Genomic DNA, 21,096 nt, shown 5'->3' with positions numbered 1-21,096 from the left:
AGATGACCAAGGCTAAAGGTGGCCTCTCAATGGAGGTCGACGAACTTCTGAGAAAACTGTACGAGACCGGAGTTGACTGGTTGGTGGTGGATTGGAACGAACGACGATGGTCCATCCACAAAGACAGGCTCGTCTCTTTTATAGGAATGGGACTGGGAGAATGGTCCATAAAATCCATTTTGGAGAAAAAAAGTTCCTGTCTCAAAGGAGAGGTGGACGGCGACTTTACCGGTAAAGCGGTGTTCTTAAGCGAAGGAGGAATAGATAGGTCCCCTAAGGAATCGCTTAAACGGCCTGTCTGGTGGGAGGTCCCTATCCCTATAGTCCGTATGGTGACCCCATTGGAGCTTAATCCTAAGGCTGAAGCCCTCCTAGGGGGGATAAAAATCGGCCCAAAGGACAGGGCTATGGCGGTTTCTCAGGGAAAGCATCTACTTTCCTGCGGTGGGTTGTCTATCTTTCTATCAAAACTGGAGGGCGATTTCTTTATGGCCGAAGACGTAAGCGGCGATTGCTCCCTCGCCGAGGACGTTGGATGGTGGGCGTCGGTGGGAAAGGCCCTATGGGACAGGCTTATCGAAAAGGGTTTCCAAATCGTAAAAAAAGATAGAATGGATCAAGTAGGAGATTGTTCCGAGATGGTTACCTGCCGATGGGACAGGGACGTGCTCGGCTATCTGGAAATTATAGAGCCTCGTAAAACCAGGCGTAGATCAGCAGGAAGGACCGATGGATAATGATAAACCGCTATGAGACGGAAGAGATGAGGGCGATCTGGTCTTTAGAGAACCAGTATCGGACCTGGATGACGGTGGAGATCGCCGTATGTGAGGCATGGAGGGACCTCGGGGTTATTCCAGAAGATGCATACGAGGAAATCAGGTCAAAAAGCGATTTTGACGTGGATAATATCGAGAGGATTGAGTCGGAGGTTCACCACGACGTAATAGCCTTCGTTACCGACATGGCCTCCCACGTAGGAGAGAGCGGGAGATATATCCATCTAGGTCTTACCAGCAGCGATGTCCTCGATACCGCCAACGCACTCAGGCTTAAGGAGGGCATAAAGGTCCTTCTAGGCCAGCTCCAGTCCCTTTGTGCCGGTGTGAGGGATTTAGCGGTAAAGCATCGTGATACACCCTGTGTAGGAAGGTCTCACGGTATTCACGCCGAGCCAACTACATTCGGTCTCAAAGTCCTCAACTGGTATTCCCAGCTGTTGAGGGACGTCAAAAGGCTGGAAGAGGCTGAGGAGTCCATCTCCTACGGAAAACTCTCCGGTGCCGTAGGGACCTTAGCCCACACCTCCCCGGAGTTTGAGGAAAAAGTGTGTTCCTCTTTAGGGCTTAAGGTGGATCCCGTTTCCACCCAGGTTATACAGAGAGACCGCCATGCCCAGGTCTCCTACGCCCTGGCCTCCCTTGGCTGTGCCTTAGAGCGTATAGCCACCGAGGTTCGCCACCTTCAGAGGACCGAGGTGCTGGAGGTCCTGGAGCCTTTCGGCAGTAAACAGAAGGGCTCCTCCGCCATGCCTCATAAAAAGAATCCCATCCTCTGCGAGAGGATATCCGGAATGGCAAGGCTTGTGAGGTCCTACCACATGGCGGCTCTGGAGAATATCCCTCTGTGGCACGAGAGGGACATCAGCCACTCCTCTGTAGAGCGTATAGCCTGGCCCGACTCTTTTCACCTCATCCACTATATGTGCCGCCTTATGGAGAAGGTCGTCAGAGGCATGACCGTTAACGAGGCAAGAATGGAGAAAAACTTGGATCTCACTGGAGGCCTGGTTTTCAGCCAAAGGGTTTTGCTGGAGCTGGTGGAGCGTTTCGGCATGAGCCGAGAGGACGCCTATTCGGTGGTTCAGTCCAACGCTATGAGATGTTGGGACGGAGAAGGTGCTTTTATAGACCTTTTATGGGATGATCCTAAGGTGAAGTCGATTTTGACCAAAGAGGATTTGGAGGCTCTTTTCTCTAAGGAACACTATTTCCGTCATGTAGACGCTATTTTTGGGAGGTTCGGAATATGATCGATCAGGAGTACGATAAGACACCAGACCGCAATATGGCCCTTGAGTTCTGTAGAGGAACCGAGGCCGCCGCTCTCGCTGCTGGCCGTTGGATGGGCAGAGGGGATAAAATCGCCGCCGACGGTGCGGCGGTAAACGCTATGAGGTATATGTTAAACACCATTCATATGGACGGTATGGTGGTCATAGGGGAGGGAGAGAAAGACGAGGCCCCTATGTTGTTTAACGGCGAAAAACTAGGTACCGGGAAAGGTCCTAAGGTGGATATCGCCGTAGATCCTATCGACGGCACCAGGCTTACCGCTCTCGGCTTAAGCGGAGCTATTAGCGTAGTTGCAATGGCACCTAGCGGCACTATGTTCGATCCTAAGTGCGTGTTCTACATGGATAAGCTGGTAGTCGGCCCGGAGGCTAAGGACGTGGTCGATATAGAGGCCTCTGTTGAGGAGAACATCGCCAACGTAGCAAAGGCCAAATCGAAAGACGTATGCGACGTTACGGTGGTGGTCCTGGACAGGCCGAGACACAGCGACCTTATAGCCAGGATAAGGGCGGCAGGAGCCAGGATAAAGCTCATCCCTGACGGGGACATCGGAGGAGCTCTCCTTACCTGTAAATCCGACAGAGGTGCGGATATACTCATGGGCATAGGAGGGACCCCTGAGGCGGTAATAACCGCCTGTGCCATAAAAGCCCTCGGAGGCAACATGCAGGGCAAGCTTTGGGTCAAAAACGACGACGAGATGATGTGCGCTACAGGGCAAGGTCTTGACGTTAACAAGGTTCTCCTGCTGGACGACCTAGTATCCAGCGACGACGTGTTCTTCTCCGCGACAGGCATAACCGACGGAGACTTTTTGTCCGGCGTCAGATACGAGAGCGATAGAATAGTGACCAGCTCTCTTGTCATGAGGTCCAAAAGCGGCACCGTTCGTTACGTAGAGGCGATCCATCGTCCTAAAAAACTTGACGCTATCAGCGGTATAGATTATAAAGACTGTAGGTAAAAGAGACAGGTTAGATTGTCTCTCCTGAACTTGCGGTATCGGCAGCAGGTTTATATCCATTATTTAGGAGGCACAGCAATGAAAGGCACAGTCAAGTGGTTCAACGGTTCAAAGGGATACGGCTTTATAACCACCGAAGAGGGAAACGACGTTTTCGTTCATTTCAGTGCTATCGAGATGGACGGTTACAAAGTCCTTGAGGAAAACGAGGTTGTACAGTTCGAGATAACCGACGGCGATAAGGGGCCTCAGGCCACTCACGTCGTGAGGGTTTAAACTATTATCCCAGGAGGAAGCTTAGCGTCTCGCTAAGCTTCCTCCTTTTTCCATCTCCATCCACCTATGGCGGCCTGTCCGATGGATATAGATTCGTCGTTAGGGGAGGTTCTTTCATGGGTGAGCACCGAAAAACCTCTTTCCTCCAGATCTGTCACGGTTTTATCTAGAAGACGGCAGTTCTGCCATACTCCACCGGAAAGGGCCACTGTATCAATTCCGTGTGCTTCCTTTACCCTCAGACAGCTTTCGGTTATGGCCCGAGATAGGGATAGGTGGAACGAGGAGCTTCCCCTTTCGACTGACGGCCTTTCCTCCGCTAGCCATCGGATAAAGGGTCGCCAATCGACGATAAAGTCTTTGCCCGACCCGACTATCTCCATAGGAATATCCTCCCAGGATCCACCGGATTTTGCCTCTAGCTCCCCTGCCCCCTGACCGTCGTAGGTCACCGTCTCTCCTATGGCCAAAAGCCCCCAGACTCCGTCGAAGAGCCTCCCGCAGGAGGACGTAACTGGAGCCTCTTCTAAGGTCTTCAGTATAAGCTCTATCGTCTTTTCCCTGCCCGGCCACAGCTCTCTGGCTCGGGCTAAAGCCTTATCTTCCCCTAAAGCTCGAACCAGAAGGGATAAAGAGTATCGCCAGGGCTCTTTTACCGATCTGTCTCCCCCAGGGAGAGGGCAGGTCATGAGATGGCCGACCCTGGAAAACCCCGATAGATCCCCTAGGAGAAACTCCCCCCCCCATATGGTTCCGTCGGTTCCGTAGCCCGTTCCGTCCAGGATTACTCCGATGGTAGGTTCATTTCTCTGATGTTCCGCTAGACAGGCGGCCAGATGGGCGTGGTGGTGTTGGACCGCCATTGAGGGAATGTCCTCTCCTGCCACCTCCTTGGCGACCTTAGTCGTCATGTATAAAGGATGAAAGTCATGAATAATTGCTTTGGGAACTATTTCGTATAGCCTCATAAAGTGTTTTAGTGTCTTTTTATAGTATTCCAGGGTCGCTATTTCCTTTCCATCCCCTAGATACTGGCTAGGAAATATGAGGTTATCCCTGGTGAGGGAGAAGGTGCTCTTCATCTCCCCTCCTGCGGCTAGTATCTGGGGCATTTTGCAGGACGTATGGACAGGGTTAGGAACGTAACCTCTGGCCCTTCTCATAATCACCGACCTATCCCCCCAGGGTGCTACCAGAGAATCGTCTATTTTCATGTGGATATCCCTATCGTGCAGTAAGAACCCGTCGACTATTTTGCCCAGTTTAGACAGAGCCTCCTGGTTTTCCGATATCAGAGGAGAATCGGCCAGGTTGCCGCTGGTCATAACCAGGGCTACCATACCCTCCATAATAAGACGGTGAAGAGGGGTGTAGGGCAACATTATGCCCACTCTGTCCTGGTTAGGGGCGATCAGAGGGGATATTTCCCCCCTTATGGGGCAGAGGACGATAGGCCTTCTAGGCGATTCTAGAAGCCTTTTTTCCCCTTCCTCCAGGCAGGCAATAGAGGCAGCGGCGTCCAGGTTCTCTACCATCAACGCAAATGGCTTGTGAGGTCGTCTTTTTGCCTCCCTAAGCAGCTCGAGGGCCCGGTGGGATTTGGGATCGCAGGCGAGGTGAAAACCGCCAAGCCCTTTGATCGCCCATATTTCCCCCGATCTCAGGCCTTGTCTGCATTTTTCGAGACCTTCCTGGTCGTACAGGTCCTCCGATCCCTCTTTATGGGACCATATTCGAGGACCGCAGTCAGGACATCCGTTGGGCTGAGCGTGAAAACGCCTATCTTCTTGGTCTCCGTATTCTGCCGCGCACTGGGGGCACATAGGAAAACTCTCCATGGTGGTCTGAGGTCTGTCGTAAGGCAGTCCTTTCACTATGGAGAACCTAGGACCACAGTCGGTGCAGTTTATGAAGGGGTATCTGTATCTTCGGTCACCTAGGTCGTCCATTTCCTGTACGCACTTTGAACAGGTAGCTATATCAGGAGGCAGAAGAACCCTTTGTCCTGTGCCCTTTACCGTAGGCCCTATGACGAAGGGGCCTTTTTTCTCGCAATCGAACTCCTCCAGTACCTCTAAGGTGTGGATTTCCGCTAGATCCGGTTTGGAGATGTAAAGATCTCTGATATAGTTATCTATGGTATCCCTATGTCCTTGGAGAACTAGCTTGACCCCTTCGGAGGTGTTGGATACCGATCCCCCCAGATCCCATCGGGAGGCTAACTTTGCGCAAAAGGGCCTAAAACCGACGGCCTGAACCACCCCTGTCACTATTATGTGTTTCTCGATCAAGTAAAACCCCCCGTTTCTTTTTCGGATTCATTCTACTACCATCATCTTACTCTAGAAAGGAGAGGGTTGGGTTGAGTAATTTAGGTCTTATCCACGTCTACTACGGAACCGGAAAGGGAAAGACCACCGCTGCCTTAGGATTGGCCCTAAGGGCCTGTGGTGCAGGCCTTTCGGTTGGAATAGTCCAGTTTATGAAAGGTTACCCCTACTCGGAGGTTAAGCCTCTTCTCGCTCTTGAAGGCGTTGAGCTGGTCCAGACCGGTAGCCCCGACTATATATACAAGGGCAAGGAAAAGGAGATGGATATTAAGGAAGCCCGAAGGGGCCTTGATGTGGCGAAGGCCTTTCTGTCCGCCGGAAAGGACCTGGTCATACTGGACGAGATCTCCGTGGCGGTTGATTTTGGGCTCATATCGGAAAAAGAGGTCCTTCAGATTATGGATTCCAAGCCTGAAGGGGTCGAACTGGTCCTGACCGGGCGGGATCCTTCGGAGGCGATTTTGGACAGAGCGGACTACCTTTCCGAGATAATCTCTCGGCGACACCCTTACGATAAGGGAGTCCTTTCCAGGGAGGGGATCGATCATTAAAGGCATTCCGATCGTTCTAGGCGTCAGCGGCGGGGTGGATAGCTGCACGTCCGCCTTGCTTCTGAGGGAGATGGGGTACGCCCCTATTGGCGTAAGGTTGGTTCTCCATCAGGGGGACGATCTTAACGACCAGAACAGGCTAAAGGCTCTTAGATCCATGGGTATAGAGGTGTTGGAGGTCGACGGTAGAGATGTGTTTCACCGAGCGGTTATAAAGCCTTTTCTGGAGGACTACGAGAGCTGTAGAACACCTAACCCCTGCGTTATATGCAACGAAAACGCCAAGCTTAAGCTACTTTTCGACGAGGCCGACAGGAGAGGTATAGAACTGGTCGCCACAGGTCATTACGTCAAAAAAGCGGTCTACAGAGAAAGGGCTTCGTTGGCGAGAGCTTCTTTCGCCCCTAAGGACCAAAGCTATATGCTGTACCGTATCCCCCGTCGATGGATAGATAGGCTGATATTTCCCCTTGGCGATATGTCTAAGGAGCAGGTGAGACGTTACGTTGCACAGGAGATGGGTTCTCCTGATATGGCCCAAGGGGACAGCCAGGATATATGTTTTATCGATGGAGCTCTGGACGATTTTTTGCTGTCCAGTCTAGGTGGATCCTCCAGCCCTGGCCCGATGCTCTCCGTAGGTGGAGAGGTTTTAGGTCGCCATCGAGGCCTTTGCCTCTACACCGAAGGTCAGAGAAAGGGATTAGGATTAGGCGGTGGGCCGTGGTTTGTGGTAAAAAAGGATATAAAGGCCAATTCCCTTATTCTAGGCAGGAGGGAAAACGTCGAGGTCAGACGGATAAGGGCTTCCAGTCCTAGATGGCACCATCCCGTCGAGGTGGGGGCTTCCTACGACCTTCAGCATCGGTATAGATCTCGCCCTCAGAGGGGGACGTTGGTCTCTTTGGACGACCGAGGGATGGAGGTCCTTCTGGACTATCCAGCCTATGGGGTTGCTCTTGGTCAATCTCTGGTTTTTTACGATGGAGATCGTGTTTTAGGTGGAGGAATTATAGACTGGACCGCTAACTGGTGAAGGAGGAATTAGCTATGTCTCTTAAAGACGTTCTGGAGTTGAATGCCGACAGCGTGAGAAGGATGACCGATCCGTCCTCTCTGGACTGTTCGTCCACCGAAGAGGTGGAGTGTCTCACCGGCTTTATCGGTCAGGAGCGAGCTGTAAAGGCCATGGACTTCGGCCTGTCGGTGAACAGCAAGGGATACAACATATTTGTGGTGGGAAACTCCGGTAGCGGTAGGACCACCTACGCTCTGGACAGCCTTAAGAAGAAGGCCCAGGAGATGGACGTCCCGGATGATCTGGTTTACGTCTACAACTTCGATAACCCCGGGGAACCTATAGCCCTTTTGCTCCCTGCAGGTAAAGGCAAGGAGATGGAGTCGACCTTCTCTTCCCTGATAGATGACCTTAAATTGGTCATAAGCAAGGCTTTTGAAAAAGGTCACTACGAGGACACCAAGGCCCAGGAGGTAAAGGTTTTTCAGGAAGAGGTAAACGCCAGGATGGAGGAGATAAAGGCCTGGGCCTGGGAGAAAGGCTTTTCCGTCAAGAGAACTCCTCAGGGCTTCGTCAACATACCTCTTCAGGAAGAGGTGGACGAGGAAGGCAACGTCACAAGAAGAGAGATTCAGCCGGAGGAGTTTGAGGAGCTCGGCGAAGACCGCCAGAGGTCTCTCCAGGAGGAATCGGAGGAGATATCCCAAAGGACCTTAGTGGTCCTGCGGGAGATCAGAGACATGGAGAAAGAACTGAAAAAAAGGATATCCGAGCTTGAGTCGGAGATATGTAAAGGAGCTATCCAGGGGACCATCGACGATATCAGGGAGAAGTTTGGCCTAAACGACAGAATAAACAGCTGGATAGACTCTTTCACGAAAAGCGTCATAGACAACTTCGGTATGTTTGTGGCCGCTGCCAGGGACGATAACGCCGAGGTGGATTTCAGCATATACAGGGTCAATCCGGTGGTCTGCAACGACCCTGAAAACGGTGCTCCTGTAATATGGGAGACCAACCCCACCTACTACAACCTGATGGGAAAGGTGGAGTACGAAAGTAGACAGGGCTATCTCTACACCGATTTCAGGAAGATCGTCGCAGGGGCTATACTCAAGGCCAACGGAGGTTTTCTGGTTCTGGACATGGATCTGCTCCTTCGGAACTTCATGTCCTACGAAGGACTGAAGAGAGTTCTACGGACCGGTAAGCTGAGCATCGAAAACCTGGGAGAGCAGTTCGGCGCCGTGCCTATGTCCTCCCTCCGTCCTGAGGCGGTGGATATTAACGTCAAGATGGTCCTGGTAGGAACCTACTATCTTTACTATTTATTGCAGCACTACGATCCTGAGTTCCGAAAGATGTTCAAACTGAGGGCGGAGTTCCAGTCCGACATGGAGCGAACGTCGTCGTCGGAGCATCAGATGGCTCAGTTTATAACCACCATAGTCAAAAGGGAAAAAGGACCTCATTTCAACGCCGAAGCGGTGGCGGAGATAATTGACTGGTCGTCGAGGTTGGCGGGGGATAGGGACAGGCTTTCTATCCAGTTCAACAAGATAATCGAGGTTATAGTTGAATCTATCGCCTGGGCCAGGATGGACAGAGCGGATATGGTCAGCAGAGATTACGTCTACAAAGCTATCCAGGAGAGCCGGCATAGAGCTAGTCTGGTGGAGGAGAGGATAAAAAGGGCTTTTGTCGACGGAGTCATAAGGATAGACACAGAGGGAGACGCTATCGGTCAGATAAACGGCCTAGCGGTTATAGACCTCGGGGACTACGCCTTTGGGCACCCCTCCAGGATAACGGCCAATACCTATATGGGCAAAGAGGGCGTCGTGAACATAGAGAGAGAGACCTCTATGGCAGGACCGATTCACAACAAAGGACACCTTACCCTTAGCAGCTATCTAGGGAGGAAATACGCCCAGGATATGCCTCTGACCCTCTCGGCCAGCATCTCCTTTGAACAGAACTACGGAGGCATAGAGGGAGATAGCGCGTCGTCGACGGAGCTTTACTGCCTTCTTTCATCCCTCTCCGAGGTGGCCATAAACCAATCAATAGCGGTCACCGGCTCGGTGGACCAGTTCGGCAATATCCAGCCTATCGGCGGTGTAAACGAGAAAATAGAGGGGTTCTTCTCCTACTGCAAGGAGAGGGGACTTACGGGGGAACAGGGTGTGATGATACCCCATCAGAACGAAAAGCACCTGATGCTCAACCGTGAGGTAGTAGAGGCCATAAAAGACGGTAAATTCCACGTCTGGAAGGTCCATTCGGTGGACGAGGGGATCGAGATACTCACAGGAATACCGGCTGGAAAGCCCAACTCGAAGGGAGATTTTCCCAAAAAATCCATTCACGGCAAGGTAAAGGCGAAGCTCCAGAAATGGATGAAAGACGCCGCCAGGATTCACAAGGAGATGACCGGTCAGGATAAGGATCAGGGTAAAAAAGGCAAAAAAAGCAAAAAGACCCAGACATCGGAAGAAGGGGAGGCCCGGTGAGCAGGATAGTCTTTGAGCCAAAACCGAAAGAAGCGGTAGCTCCTGTATGGGACAAGGGACTGCTCCCTGACGTATTGGATATTTTGGAGGGACTTTGGGGGCAGGAGGCTGCCCCTAAAGTCTCGGCCTTTGAGGATCCTCTGGACGGCCTTATGCTTACCGTCCTATCCCAAAATACCAACGACAACAACCGTGACAGAGCCTTTCAGGAACTAAAATCCCTTTATCCCTCCTGGGAGCAGGTGGCCTCCGTCCCCGCTGAGTACATCGCAAAGGCCATAAAGGTGGCGGGTATCGCCAACGTAAAATCGGTGAGGATAAAAGAGATTTTGGATATAGTAAAAGGTGCTTTTGGGGAATACAGCCTGAAGGGGATAAGCCTCTGGGATAAGTCGAAGGTAGAGGGCTTTTTGACCTCTCTGCCGGGGGTCGGACCTAAGACAGCTGCCTGCGTTATGGTGTTCGATCTCGGGATTCCCGCCTTTCCTGTGGATACCCACGTAGCCAGGTTTTGCAGGAGAATGGAGTGGGTGGATCGTTCCGCCTCTCCTGTGGCGATACAGGAAAAGATGGAGAAATTAGTCCCGGAGGCCAGGAAAAAAGGGGCCCATCTGAACATCATAAGCCACTGTAAGGCCCTGTGTAGAGCCAGGAATCCCCTCTGCTCTAGCTGCTCCCTTTCCTCCCTATGTCCCTGGTTTAAGTCAAACTAAAAAAGACGATCGATATCGTAAAACAGATATCGATCGTCTTTTTCGTTACTCCTCTTTGTGTTCGCCAAGACGTTGCAGAATGATTCGATAGCCGTCAGCCCCGTACTCCAGAAACTTCTTAACCCTGCTTATGGTGGCCGTGCTGGCTCCGGTCTGTTGGGCTATCTGAGGATATGTATATCCATCGCTGAGCAGTCTCGCTACCTCCAGTCTCTGCGCAAGGGCCCTTATCTCTCCTATGGTGGCGATGTCCTCAAGAAACGAATATACTTCCTCTTTTGTGTCCAGCGAGAGCATAGCGGTACATAGCTGATCGGTAAGACGATCTTTCCATTTTTCCACTTTGCAACCCCTCCTTCCTGTGCCCTATCGTTTTTTATACCTTACACATCATACTATCACTAACCAATAGGGTAAACAAGTACACAAGAAAGGATTTAGACTTTTTCTACGGCATCGATCAACTTCTCCATCTCTTCGTCTGTTCCAACGGTTATCCTGGCCCAGTGCCCCTCCCAGGGTAGATCGAAGCCTTTTATCTCTATCCGATTTTCCCTCAAATATCCCAGAAGGTCCCTCTGTTCGTCGGGAAGTTTGACGAGAAGAAAGTTTCCCTGACCGGGAAATACCTGCCACCTCTTAAGGCCTTTTTTTATCCTTGAGAAGAGCCTTTCTCTGGTTTCCACGATGGCTTTGACCCTTTTATCCATCCAGGATCGATCTTTCAGAAGCTCCAAAGCTATAGCCTGGGAAAACAGGTTTACGTTGAAAGGGCTTCTCAGACCGTTCAGTTTACGTGCCGTCGGTTGGGAGGTCACACAGTAGCCGACCCTCAGTCCAGCTATCCCCCAGGCTTTGGAGAGGGTTTTCAGTATCATAGTCGATTCAGGAAGGTCGTCCATACCTTGATCTTCGAGAAACGTGTGGCTGGAAAATTCCCCGTAGGCCTCGTCTATAAGGACAGGGCACCGGGCCGAATCCAGGACTTTATGGATAAATAGATCTGTCAGAGCCACTCCTGTAGGGTTATTAGGGCTGTCTAGAAGGACCAATGAGGGATTTTGTGATCTCAACGACCTTAAAAATTCGTCCTCATCTACCTCTATGCTATCGTTTTTCAGGGTCATAGGGACGGCTAATCTCTCCGCTTTGAAGACTTTGCACATATGTTCGTACTGGGAGAACGACGGGTTTAAGGTAAGGACCCTGTCTCCAGGGGATACGTAGGCAGCAAAGGCGAGCCAAAGTATTTCGTCACCGCCGTTTCCCGGGACTATGTTTTCCTTATATACGCCGACGTAGTTTCCTATACTCTCCCTCAAGCTGGAATAGGTGGGATCGGGGTATCTATTGGCCTCTATGGAAGCAAGAGCCTTTTTAGCGCTCTCAAGCAGGTGATCCGGTAGTCCATAGGGAGATTCGTTTTTGTCCAGACGTAGTTTCGTGCTCAAGTTAGTCACTCCTTTACTTTATCAGGGTAAAGCGAATGGATTTTAGCACGTCCTGATAGGTCGGTCAACGTTCATGTGGATGTTGACTGTCTTGCCCTTGGGTGATAACATTAACACCGCTGATTTCTAACGCCCGAGTGGTGGAATAGGTAGACACAAGGGACTTAAAATCCCTCGCCTGTAGAGGCGTACCGGTTCGATTCCGGTCTCGGGCACCAGCCTTGTTTTAGTAGTAGCTTCGATCGGCTTCCAGTATATTCTTTCTTCTTTTTGCCCCTTGTAAAACCCTGGAGGCTCTGCTAAAATGTCCTAGTCCTGAGAGATGAGGACGTCCATATCGCGGGGTGGAGCAGTTGGTAGCTCGTCGGGCTCATAACCCGAAGGTCGCAGGTTCGAGTCCTGCCCCCGCAACCATTTGGCGGTGTAGCTCAGTTGGCTAGAGCATACGGTTCATACCCGTAGTGTCACTGGTTCGATTCCAGTCACCGCCACCATGACTTCAAGAGGACCTCTTCGGGGGTTCTCTTTTTTTTTGCAGAAAGGGCGGTGCTCCATGGTTCTCCGTAACTTCGACGGTTTTAAGTCCGCAGGGCTGAGGCAGAGGTGGTGGAACTCAAAGAGAATGGCTGTGGCCCTTTCCGGTGGAAGCGACTCTATGGCTCTTCTGTGGCTTATGGTCCATGTTTGGGGAGGGGAAGTCGTCGCTCTCCACGTTGATCACGGTATAAGAGGGGAATCATCCTCGTCGGATGCCCGTTTTGTCTCTGAACACTGTGAGTCTATTGGTGTACCCTGTCATATAGCAAAAAGGGACGTTCCAGGCGAGATGCTAAAAGGCGAGTCGGTCGAGCTGGCGGCCAGGAGGATAAGGCATAGATCCCTCGCCGATCTGTCCGAAGAGCTAGGCTGTAGTGGAGTGGTTTTGGGCCATAACTCCGACGATGTGGTGGAGACCTTCTTTCTAAACCTGGCTAGAGGTTCCGGTCCCTTTGGATTGGCGGGCATTCCGGAGGTCAACGGACGTCTTTTTAGGCCTGTTATGGGAATGTCCAGAGAGAGGCTTCGAGATATACTGAGAGAAGCGGGATGGTCCTGGGTGGAAGACGAGACCAACGATCAGGATCTCTACCTGAGGAACAGAGTCAGAAACGAGCTGCTCCCTCTGATGAAGGCCAGGCTAAACAGCTCTATCGGTGATCATGTCCTCAGCCTGGTGGAGGACATGGCGGATCTGAGGGCCCAGGAGGAGGAGGAAGGGGAGACCCTCGCTTCTCAGATCAAAAAAGACCTCCCTCGGTGTCTGTATACCCTGTCCAGAGAGGGCTTTAAAAGTTTGAGTCCTAGAGGTAAAACCTGGGCTCTCCGTCACGTCGGTAGATATCTGGGACTTAGGACCTTATCGAGAAGCAGGACGAAAAAGCTGCTGGATCTTGAGGATCGCGGTTCCCGCTGGAGATTTCAGTGGTCCTCGGACGTAGAGCTCTGTGGAGATCGTAATTTCCTTTCCTGGGTTCATCGTCCTCTGCTGGAGGTCTCCATCCCTGATCCTGCGATACTCTCAGGAGAGGGAGAAGGGGTATTTCAGGATATCCCCTTTTCGTGGTCTTTTTTACGGAAAAGAGAGCCGTCGGCTTCCGCCTTTTCCGTCGCTATACCTCTGCTTCCTGGCGATAAGGTCAGCGTAAGGCCTATGGCCTCTTTATCCCAAAAAGACAGGTCTCCCTGCCCCTGGTGGCTTTTGCCCTGTATTCCGGTGGTCACCGTAAACGATCGGCCTGTCTGGTGTCCTGAGCCGGTTTTTTTGAATAGCAGGTGGGAATTTCCGTCAGATAGTGTAGAATATGATAGTTTTTGCTTGGTGTGTTTTAGCGATCCCAATGGTAGACAGGAAGGGGAACCTAGATGAACTATAAAGTCGGTAATGTTTTGATATCCGAAGAGGATATTGTCAGCAAAGTAGCGGAGTTGGGAAAGATCATCGGTGAGGACTACAAAGGTGAGGACCTGGTAGTTGTCGGTATCCTCAGAGGTGCGGCTATATTCATGGCGGACCTGGTCAGAAACATCGACGACAGGGTGAACGTCAGTATGGATTTTATGAGCGTGTCCTCCTACGGTGTTTCCACTACCTCCAGTGGAGTTGTCAGGATCAATAAAGACCTAGACAACGTCATAAAGGACAAACACGTCCTCATAGTGGAGGATATCGTCGACACGGGGTTGACTCTTTCATATCTGAAGAGAGTCCTTCTCGAGAGAGAGCCTCGTTCCCTGGCCCTTTGCTCTCTTTTGGATAAAAAAGAGCGTAGAATAGCCGATATCTCCGTGGATTACGTAGGTTTCGACATACCGGATATTTTCGTGGTGGGATACGGACTGGACTGTGCGGAGAGATGGAGAAACCTTCGGTCCGTGTATTCCGTCGATGTCCTGTCCCAGGATTAACTTAAGGGAGGCAGAATAGTGCAGCGATTGGTCAAAAATCTTGGACTTTACCTTATTCTGATAGTTCTGGTGGTCAGCCTGGTCAACGTTTTTTTATCCCCCGATCAGAGGGGGACCAACGTCAGGGACCTCAGCTACAGTCAGTTTCTACAGGAAGTGGACAGCGGAAGGATAAAGTCAGTGGTGGTGAACGACTCTGTCCTGTCCGGTAAAACCGTCGACGGCAAGGACTTTGTCACCTACGTCATAGGTGCGGGAGACGTGGTTCAGGACGTGGCTCGAAAGGGAGTCGATGTCAAGGTTACTCCACCTCAGAGAAACCCCTGGTGGGTGACTATGATGTCCTCTCTTTTCCCGACTCTCCTCCTTATCGGGGTGTGGATATTCTTTCTCTACCATATGCAAGGAGGCGGTGGCGGTAAGGTCATGAGTTTCGCCAAAAGCAAGGCTAAGATGTTCCTCGACAACCGCCCCCAGGTGACCTTCAACGACGTAGCTGGCTGCGATGAGTCGAAAGAGGAGCTTCAGGAGGTTATCGAATACCTTAAAGACCCCTCCCGGTTCACCAAGCTGGGGGCCTCGGTCCCTAAAGGGGTACTTCTTTTAGGACCTCCTGGAACGGGAAAAACCCTTTTGGCAAGAGCCTGTGCAGGAGAGGCGGCGGTCCCCTTTTTCAGCACAAGCGGATCGGATTTTGTCGAGATGTTTGTCGGGGTAGGTGCCTCCAGGGTTAGGGACCTTTTCGATCAGGCGAGAAAACACCAGCCCTGTATCGTCTTTATCGACGAGATAGACGCCGTAGGACGTCAGAGAGGGGCCGGTCTCGGAGGAGGTCACGACGAAAGGGAGCAGACCTTGAACCAGCTTCTGGTGGAGATGGACGGTTTCGACGAAAAGACGGGGATAATCCTTCTCGCTGCGACAAACCGATCCGACGTCCTGGATCCCGCCCTGTTACGTCCTGGTCGCTTCGATCGTCACGTCGTGGTAGATAGGCCTGACGTAAGGGGCCGTAGGGCTATCCTGGACGTACACGTAAAGGGCAAAAATCTGGATAAGCAGGTAGATCTGGACGTAGTTGCCAGGAGGACCCCGGGATTTGTCGGTGCCGACCTCGCCAATCTCGTCAACGAGGCCGCCCTACTGGCCGCCAGAGGGGGCAAGGGAATTATCTCCATGGACGAGATGGAGGAAGGGATAGACAGGGTGATAGCGGGACCGGAGAGAAAAAGCCGTCTTATCGGGGAGAAGGAAAAACACATAATAGCCTATCACGAGACGGGCCACGCCCTGGTCGCTAAGTTTATTCCCGGATGCGATCCGGTTCACAAGATCTCCATCATCCCCAGAGGAAGCATGGCTCTAGGTTACACCCTTCAGCTTCCCGAGGAGGACAGGTTCCTAATGTCCAAGAAGGAGTTGCTCAATAATATATGTGTTCTCCTAGGTGGCAGGGTCACCGAGTCCCTGGTCTTCGGCGATATAACCACAGGTGCCAGTAACGATCTGGAGAGGGCTACACAGATCGCGAGACAGATGGTAACCCAGTACGGCATGAGCGATAGCCTTGGCCCTGTAGCTCTAGGCAAAAAACACCACGAGGTCTTTCTCGGAAGGGATATAGGGGAGGACAGAAACTACAGCGAGGAAATAGCCTACTCTATAGATCGGGAGGTGCGCTCCATTATCGACAGCTGCTACGATAAGGTTAAGACCATACTCACCGAGAACATGGAGAAAGTGGAGCTGGTGGCCCAGACCCTCCTGGACAGGGAGGTCATGGACGGCAAGGACCTGGCCATTCTCTTAGGGGAGGTAGTTGAGGAGGAAGCTAAAGCTGAGGAAGTTGAGGCTTTTAGCTCGGAAGGCGAAAAGCCTATCGACTTGGCTAAAGACTCTAACGTGGTATTCAACGGCTGATAGATGCGGGAGCACGGGATCTTTCCCAGCTCCCGCATCCTTTTTAGGAGGTGAACGTTACGGCTAAGTTTAACTTAGTATCCCCTTGGGGTCCTGCTGGTGACCAGGGTAAGGCTATTGAGGATATCTGTAGAGGCTTCGATGAATCGGGCTGCCAGACCCTCATGGGGGTCACCGGTAGCGGAAAGACCTTTACCGTCGCCAACGTCATACAGAGGCTCGGTAAGCCTACATTGGTGATGGCCCATAATAAGACGCTGGCCGCCCAGCTTTACAGCGAGTTCAGGGATTTCTTCCCAGATAACGCCGTTCACTACTTCGTAAGTTACTACGACTATTATCAGCCTGAGGCCTACGTGCCATCCTCGGACACCTATATAGAGAAAGACGCCTCGATCAACGATAGGATAGAGAAGCTCCGTCTCGCCGCCACAAAAGCGTTGATAGAGAGGGAGGATGTCATAGTGGTGGCCAGCGTATCCTGCATATACGGCCTAGGTAAAAAGGCCACCTACGAGGATGCGGTCATACCTTTTGCCGTCGGAGATAAATGGGATAGGCGGGTTTTTTTCGAGGCCCTTCTCTCGGGCTATTACGTCAGAAACGACCTGGAGCTCTCCCCCGGCAAGTTCAGGGCCAGAGGAGATGTGGTGGAGATATTTCCCTCCTACAGCGACACCTGTCTGAGGGTGGTTTTTTACGACGACGAGATAGAGTCTATAGAGGAGACCGATCCGGTATCCGGTAAATCGCTGCTCAGAAAGGATCGAGCCTCTATATATCCCGCCCAGCATTACGTTACCTCCGACGAGGCGGTAGCAGGGGCGATGAACTCCATCTGGGACGAGATGAACGGACAGGTAGAGCTTTTCAAAAGCCAGGGAAAGTACCTGGAAGCCCAGAGGATAGAGAGCAGGACCAGATACGATATGGAGATGCTGTCGGAGACGGGATACTGTTCGGGGATAGAGAACTACTCCAGATATCTGGACGGACGGTCCGAGGGAGACCCTCCAGGGACGCTGATCGACTTCTTTCCCGACGATTTTCTCCTGGTGGTCGACGAGTCCCATATAACCCTGCCCCAGATCCGAGGCATGTTCAACGGCGATAGGGCCAGAAAGGAGACTTTGGTCAGACACGGCTTCAGGCTTCCTTCCTGCCTGGATAACAGGCCTCTAAGGTGGGAGGAGTTTGTCAAATACATGAAAAAGACCTTGTTCCTATCGGCGACTCCTGGGGATTGGGAGGTATCGGTGTCCGGTCAGGTCGTGGAGCAGATAATCCGTCCTACCGGTATTCCCGACCCAGAGGTCCTCTTAGTTCCGGCGACAGGACAGATAGACGATCTCCTCGATCGGATAAGAGAGGTTATCGAAAGAGACGAGAGGGTCCTGGTAACTACCTTGACTAAAAAGGGGTCCGAGGACTTAGGAGGATATCTTAAGGACCTGGGGATAAAGGCCAAATACATCCACTCCGACCTTAACACTTTCGAGAGGGCGGAGCTGATAAAGGAGCTACGGGAGGGCCATACGTCGGTTCTGGTCGGAGTGAACCTGCTCAGGGAGGGAATGGACCTGCCGGAGGTCTCTCTGGTGGCCATACTTGACGCAGATAGGGAGGGATTTTTAAGGTCCTACCGATCTCTGGTTCAGGTCATGGGAAGGGCAGCTAGAAACGTCGATTCTAAGGTAATCCTTTACGCCGACGAGATCACCGACAGCATAGCGAAGGCTATGGAGGAGACCGGCAGACGCAGGGCTATCCAGATAGACTATAACGAGAAAAACGGCATAACCCCGAGGACGGTGGTAAGCAAAATTAGATCCCTCCTGCCGGAGGAGCTTATGGATAAATCGGAGCCTAAAGGGGCGGACCTATGGGAGGAATCCCTCGTCGATCTATCGGAGAAGGATCTGGAGAGGCTGATGTGGGAGGCGGTGGAGAAGCTCCAGTTCGAGAGAGCCGCAGGCATAAGGGATATGCTTTCGGAGACGAAAGGAGGTGCGATGCTTCGTGTCGCAGGTAATTCGTATCGTAGGGGCAAGAGAACATAACCTGAAGGGGGTGAACGTGACAATCCCTAAAAACACCCTCACCGTGGTGACCGGTCCCTCGGGATCGGGAAAATCCTCCCTGGCTTTCGACACCCTTTACGCCGAGGGTCAGAGGCGGTACGTAGAGTCCCTATCGGCTTACGCAAGGCAGTTTTTAGGGGTGCAGAAAAAACCTGATGTCGACGATATAGACGGCCTTTCGCCGGCTATATCCATAGAGCAAAAGGGGGTCTCCCATAACCCAAGGTCGACGGTAGGGACGGTGACGGAGATATACGATCATCTCAGGCTCATATTCGCCAGAATAGGGGTGCCTCGGTGTCCTTCCTGTGGATCCGCCTTGCACCGCCATTCGGTGGACGAAATGGTGGATATGGTCTATCGGGACCACAGGGACCTGAAGCTGGAGGTAATGGCTCCGGTGGCTAAGGGGAAAAAAGGCGGTTTTAAAAACCTGTTTATAGATTTAAGGAGAAAAGGTTTTCTCAGGGTCCGAGTGGACGGCGAGGTCTACTGGCTTGAGGAGGATCTCGACCTGGATAAAAAACGGCCTCACAATATAGACGTGGTGGTCGATAGGTTGAAGGTCTCCGAGGGAAAAGAGGGGCGACTTGCGGAGGCTATACAGATCTGTCTCGACCTCACCGAAGGCTTTGTCCTCCTGGAGCCCGAGGGTAAGCCCTCCATCCGACTGACGGAGAGATTCGTCTGTCCCGACTGTGGCGTCTCCTTTCCCGACCTGGAACCGAAGCTTTTCTCCTTTAACAGTCCGTCAGGAGCCTGTCCCGATTGTTTCGGTATAGGCAGCCACCGTTCCTTTTCCGAGGATCTGGCGGTGATACCTGATCAGGGGCTTTTGAACGGAGCCCTTCTCCCATGGAAGAAAAATCACTATATGCTGCGAAGGCTGGTGGCCCTTTTTGAGTCACTAGGCCTGGAGACCGACAGGCCTTACGGAGAGCTGTCGGCGGAGGAAAAAGCGCTGGTCCTGTTCGGATCGGAGGATAAAATACGTCTCTCCTTCGAGAGAGGAGGAGTCGAATCCGAGTATAGGGGCAGGTACGAAGGCCTTATACCTTGGCTGGACAGGAGATGGAGGGATAGCGATTCCGAGGCGGTCCAGGAGGAGCTCGCTCTGTTTCTGTCCGACGATATCTGTCAGTCCTGTTCGGGGCTCCGTTTAAAGCCCGAGGCCTTGAGCGTATTCGTAGGTAAGTGGAGTATCGGGGACCTGGTGTCTATGCCTATAGACGGACTTCTTTCGGAGCTTGAGTCCATAGAGCTCGGAGACAGGGATATCTCCATAGTAGGACAGGTCATAGGGGAGCTCAAAAAAAGGGTTGGCTTTCTGAGCCAGGTCGGTGCTGGGTATCTATCCCTGAACCGGAGGGCGGATACCTTGAGCGGAGGGGAGAGCCAGAGGATCAGGCTAGCCACTCAGATAGGCTCCAAGCTTACCGGTGTGCTGTACGTCCTCGACGAGCCGACTATAGGCCTTCATCCCAGAGACACCCACAGGCTGATCGATACGTTAATGGAGATAAGGGATCAGGGCAATACGGTTATAGTCGTAGAGCACGATCGGGATGTTATGGATTCGGCGGATTACCTGGTTGAGATGGGCCCGGAGGCCGGGGAGCTAGGGGGAACGGTCGTCAGAGAGGGATATCGTGACGACTTTGACGGTTCTACAGGCAAGACAGGACCTTACCTTACAGGGCAGGTTTCCGGTATGTACAGGGAAGGCTCCGTGCCTTTAGGGGATAAATGGCTTTCTGTCCTAGGGGCGTCGGAGAATAACCTTAAGGATCTGGATATATCGATTCCTATAGGGGCTTTTGTGTGTCTCACAGGGGTATCAGGCTCCGGTAAGAGCACCTTTTTACACGATGTCCTTTACAGGGGCATAATGAGGAGGATGGATCACTCCTATCGCTTAAGGCCGGGGACCCACAGGGATATTACCGGCTGGGAGGATATCAAAAAGGTGGTTATGGTGGACCAAAGCCCTATAGGGAGGACACCGAGGTCCAATCCGGCAACCTACACCGGAGTGTTTACCCACATAAGGGACTTCTTCTCCCAGCTGCCCGAGGCTAAGATAAGGGGGTTTGCTCCCGGTCGTTTCAGTTTTAACGTCAGAGGCGGCCGTTGTGAGTCCTGCGGAGGTGCAGGGGAGCAAAAGGTATCCATGCTTTTTATGCCCGACGTTTACGTCCAGTGCGAGGTCTGCGGAGGAAAGAGATACAACAGAGAGACTCTGGAGGTTTCCTACCGAGGCCATTCTATCGCCGATGTTCTGGAGATGACGGTGGACCAGGGGGTGGAGCTTTTCAGCGAGATCCCCTCTATACACTCAAGGCTAGCTTTTATCCAGGAGGCAGGTTTAGGCTATATTAGCCTTGGCCAGTCCGCTCTTACTCTGAGCGGCGGGGAGGCCCAGAGGGTCAAGCTGGCTAAAGAGCTCGGCAAAAGGACGGGGAAGGGAACCCTTTATCTTCTAGATGAGCCCACAACAGGTCTCTTCTATACCGATGTGGTAAAGTTGACCAAGATACTTCGACGTCTGGTCTCACAGGGTAACACCGTGGTGGTTATAGAGCATAATCTGGACGTTATATGTTCGTCCGACTACGTAGTCGACCTCGGCCCTGAAGGAGGAGTCGGTGGAGGGAAGCTGGTGGCCTGTGGAACGGTGGATGAGATGGCTGAAAAAAGGGATGGGTATACCTGTGGCTTTATAAAAGGTCACAGAGACGATTTTTAGGAGGTGTCTTCCG

The 21,096-nt window shown here is 52.2% G+C and carries 16 protein-coding genes and 3 tRNA genes; 16 read left to right on the top strand and 3 right to left on the bottom strand.

The window, feature by feature from the left end:
- The first annotated feature begins 2 nt into the window (after positions 1–2).
- From B9Y55_RS01065 to B9Y55_RS01050, 4 genes are all read left to right on the top strand, one after another.
- Positions 3–737 (top strand): hypothetical protein, encoded by a 735-nt coding sequence (locus B9Y55_RS01065; protein ID WP_085543496.1) that lies wholly within the window; start codon positions 3–5, stop codon positions 735–737.
- A complete protein-coding gene (gene purB, locus B9Y55_RS01060) occupies positions 737–2,032 on the top strand; it encodes an adenylosuccinate lyase (protein ID WP_085543495.1) in 1,296 nt (431 codons plus the stop codon). The genes B9Y55_RS01065 and purB overlap by 1 nt, the downstream gene beginning before the upstream one ends.
- On the top strand, positions 2,029–3,039 hold the full coding sequence (glpX, locus tag B9Y55_RS01055) for a class II fructose-bisphosphatase (protein WP_085543494.1): 1,011 nt from the start codon (positions 2,029–2,031) through the stop codon (positions 3,037–3,039). The genes purB and glpX overlap by 4 nt, the downstream gene beginning before the upstream one ends.
- 78 nt (positions 3,040–3,117) lie before the next feature.
- Positions 3,118–3,315, top strand: a complete 198-nt coding sequence (locus B9Y55_RS01050) for a cold shock domain-containing protein (RefSeq protein ID WP_085543493.1) — start codon at positions 3,118–3,120, stop codon at positions 3,313–3,315.
- 32 nt (positions 3,316–3,347) lie between these two features.
- Here the strand turns inward: B9Y55_RS01050 and hypF are convergent, their stop codons facing one another.
- Positions 3,348–5,606: a carbamoyltransferase HypF gene (hypF, locus tag B9Y55_RS01045; RefSeq protein WP_085543492.1), complete on the bottom strand. Its 2,259-nt coding sequence runs from the start codon at positions 5,604–5,606 to the stop codon at positions 3,348–3,350.
- 71 nt (positions 5,607–5,677) lie between these two features.
- On the opposite strand from hypF, the gene B9Y55_RS01040 reads away from it, so the two are divergent.
- Genes B9Y55_RS01040 through B9Y55_RS01025 form a run of 4 tightly spaced genes read left to right on the top strand, consistent with a single transcriptional unit; the run spans position 5,678 to position 10,440 of the window.
- Positions 5,678–6,196: a cob(I)yrinic acid a,c-diamide adenosyltransferase gene (locus B9Y55_RS01040; RefSeq protein WP_085543491.1), complete on the top strand. Its 519-nt coding sequence runs from the start codon at positions 5,678–5,680 to the stop codon at positions 6,194–6,196.
- On the top strand, positions 6,159–7,232 hold the full coding sequence (gene mnmA, locus B9Y55_RS01035) for a tRNA 2-thiouridine(34) synthase MnmA (RefSeq protein WP_085543490.1): 1,074 nt from the start codon (positions 6,159–6,161) through the stop codon (positions 7,230–7,232). The genes B9Y55_RS01040 and mnmA overlap by 38 nt, the downstream gene beginning before the upstream one ends.
- Before the next feature lie 14 nt (positions 7,233–7,246).
- Positions 7,247–9,727 carry a Lon protease family protein gene (locus B9Y55_RS01030; protein WP_085543489.1) on the top strand — a complete coding sequence of 827 codons (2,481 nt, stop codon included), beginning with the start codon at positions 7,247–7,249 and terminating at the stop codon, positions 9,725–9,727.
- A complete protein-coding gene (locus B9Y55_RS01025; RefSeq protein ID WP_085543488.1) occupies positions 9,724–10,440 on the top strand; it encodes an endonuclease III domain-containing protein in 717 nt (238 codons plus the stop codon). The genes B9Y55_RS01030 and B9Y55_RS01025 overlap by 4 nt, the downstream gene beginning before the upstream one ends.
- 45 nt (positions 10,441–10,485) lie before the next feature.
- On the opposite strand, the gene B9Y55_RS01020 is transcribed toward B9Y55_RS01025, so the two are convergent.
- Both B9Y55_RS01020 and B9Y55_RS01015 read right to left on the bottom strand, forming a co-directional pair.
- Positions 10,486–10,782 carry a YerC/YecD family TrpR-related protein gene (locus B9Y55_RS01020; protein ID WP_085543487.1) on the bottom strand — a complete coding sequence of 99 codons (297 nt, stop codon included), beginning with the start codon at positions 10,780–10,782 and terminating at the stop codon, positions 10,486–10,488.
- 95 nt (positions 10,783–10,877) lie between these two features.
- Positions 10,878–11,891 carry a pyridoxal phosphate-dependent aminotransferase gene (locus B9Y55_RS01015; RefSeq protein WP_159448179.1) on the bottom strand — a complete coding sequence of 338 codons (1,014 nt, stop codon included), beginning with the start codon at positions 11,889–11,891 and terminating at the stop codon, positions 10,878–10,880.
- A gap of 131 nt (positions 11,892–12,022) precedes the next feature.
- Here B9Y55_RS01015 and B9Y55_RS01010 point away from each other — a divergent pair.
- The 8 genes from B9Y55_RS01010 (at position 12,023) to uvrA (ending at position 21,083) form a co-directional block, all read left to right on the top strand.
- Positions 12,023–12,109, top strand: a tRNA-Leu gene (locus tag B9Y55_RS01010).
- Between the two features lie 120 nt (positions 12,110–12,229).
- Positions 12,230–12,305: transfer RNA gene (locus B9Y55_RS01005), tRNA-Met, on the top strand.
- A gap of 3 nt (positions 12,306–12,308) precedes the next feature.
- A tRNA-Met gene (locus B9Y55_RS01000) sits at positions 12,309–12,385 on the top strand.
- 59 nt (positions 12,386–12,444) lie between these two features.
- Positions 12,445–13,797: a tRNA lysidine(34) synthetase TilS gene (tilS, locus tag B9Y55_RS00995; RefSeq protein WP_159448178.1), complete on the top strand. Its 1,353-nt coding sequence runs from the start codon at positions 12,445–12,447 to the stop codon at positions 13,795–13,797.
- Entirely contained in the window at positions 13,794–14,336 is a 543-nt protein-coding gene (hpt, locus tag B9Y55_RS00990; RefSeq protein ID WP_085543484.1) for a hypoxanthine phosphoribosyltransferase, read from the top strand. Before tilS ends, hpt begins: the two co-directional genes overlap by 4 nt.
- A gap of 18 nt (positions 14,337–14,354) precedes the next feature.
- Entirely contained in the window at positions 14,355–16,256 is a 1,902-nt protein-coding gene (gene ftsH, locus B9Y55_RS00985) for an ATP-dependent zinc metalloprotease FtsH (RefSeq protein WP_085543483.1), read from the top strand.
- Positions 16,257–16,306: 50 nt separating this feature from the next.
- Positions 16,307–18,316 (top strand): excinuclease ABC subunit UvrB, encoded by a 2,010-nt coding sequence (gene uvrB / locus B9Y55_RS00980; RefSeq protein ID WP_085543482.1) that lies wholly within the window; start codon positions 16,307–16,309, stop codon positions 18,314–18,316.
- Positions 18,276–21,083, top strand: coding sequence for an excinuclease ABC subunit UvrA (uvrA, locus tag B9Y55_RS00975; RefSeq protein WP_085543481.1), 2,808 nt, complete (start codon positions 18,276–18,278; stop codon positions 21,081–21,083). The genes uvrB and uvrA overlap by 41 nt, the downstream gene beginning before the upstream one ends.
- The last annotated feature ends 13 nt before the right edge of the window (positions 21,084–21,096 follow it).

Source organism: Dethiosulfovibrio salsuginis, from assembly GCF_900177735.1.
Taxonomy (GTDB): domain Bacteria; phylum Synergistota; class Synergistia; order Synergistales; family Dethiosulfovibrionaceae; genus Dethiosulfovibrio; species Dethiosulfovibrio salsuginis.
The sequence above is the reverse complement of the archived record's forward strand: the minus strand, read 5'-3'. Positions and strand labels throughout refer to the sequence as shown.

Bases quoted from the DNA above. Each gene is read 5' to 3' on its own strand.
- glpX (WP_085543494.1), top strand. From the start codon at position 2,029: ATGATCGATCAGGAGTACGATAAGACACCAGACCGCAATATGGCCCTT.
- B9Y55_RS01030 (WP_085543489.1), top strand. From the start codon at position 7,247: ATGTCTCTTAAAGACGTTCTGGAGTTGAATGCCGACAGCGTGAGAAGG.
- hpt (WP_085543484.1), top strand. From the start codon at position 13,794: ATGAACTATAAAGTCGGTAATGTTTTGATATCCGAAGAGGATATTGTC.
- tilS (WP_159448178.1), top strand. From the start codon at position 12,445: ATGGTTCTCCGTAACTTCGACGGTTTTAAGTCCGCAGGGCTGAGGCAG.
- purB (WP_085543495.1), top strand. From the start codon at position 737: ATGATAAACCGCTATGAGACGGAAGAGATGAGGGCGATCTGGTCTTTA.
- B9Y55_RS01050 (WP_085543493.1), top strand. From the start codon at position 3,118: ATGAAAGGCACAGTCAAGTGGTTCAACGGTTCAAAGGGATACGGCTTT.
- B9Y55_RS01065 (WP_085543496.1), top strand. From the start codon at position 3: ATGACCAAGGCTAAAGGTGGCCTCTCAATGGAGGTCGACGAACTTCTG.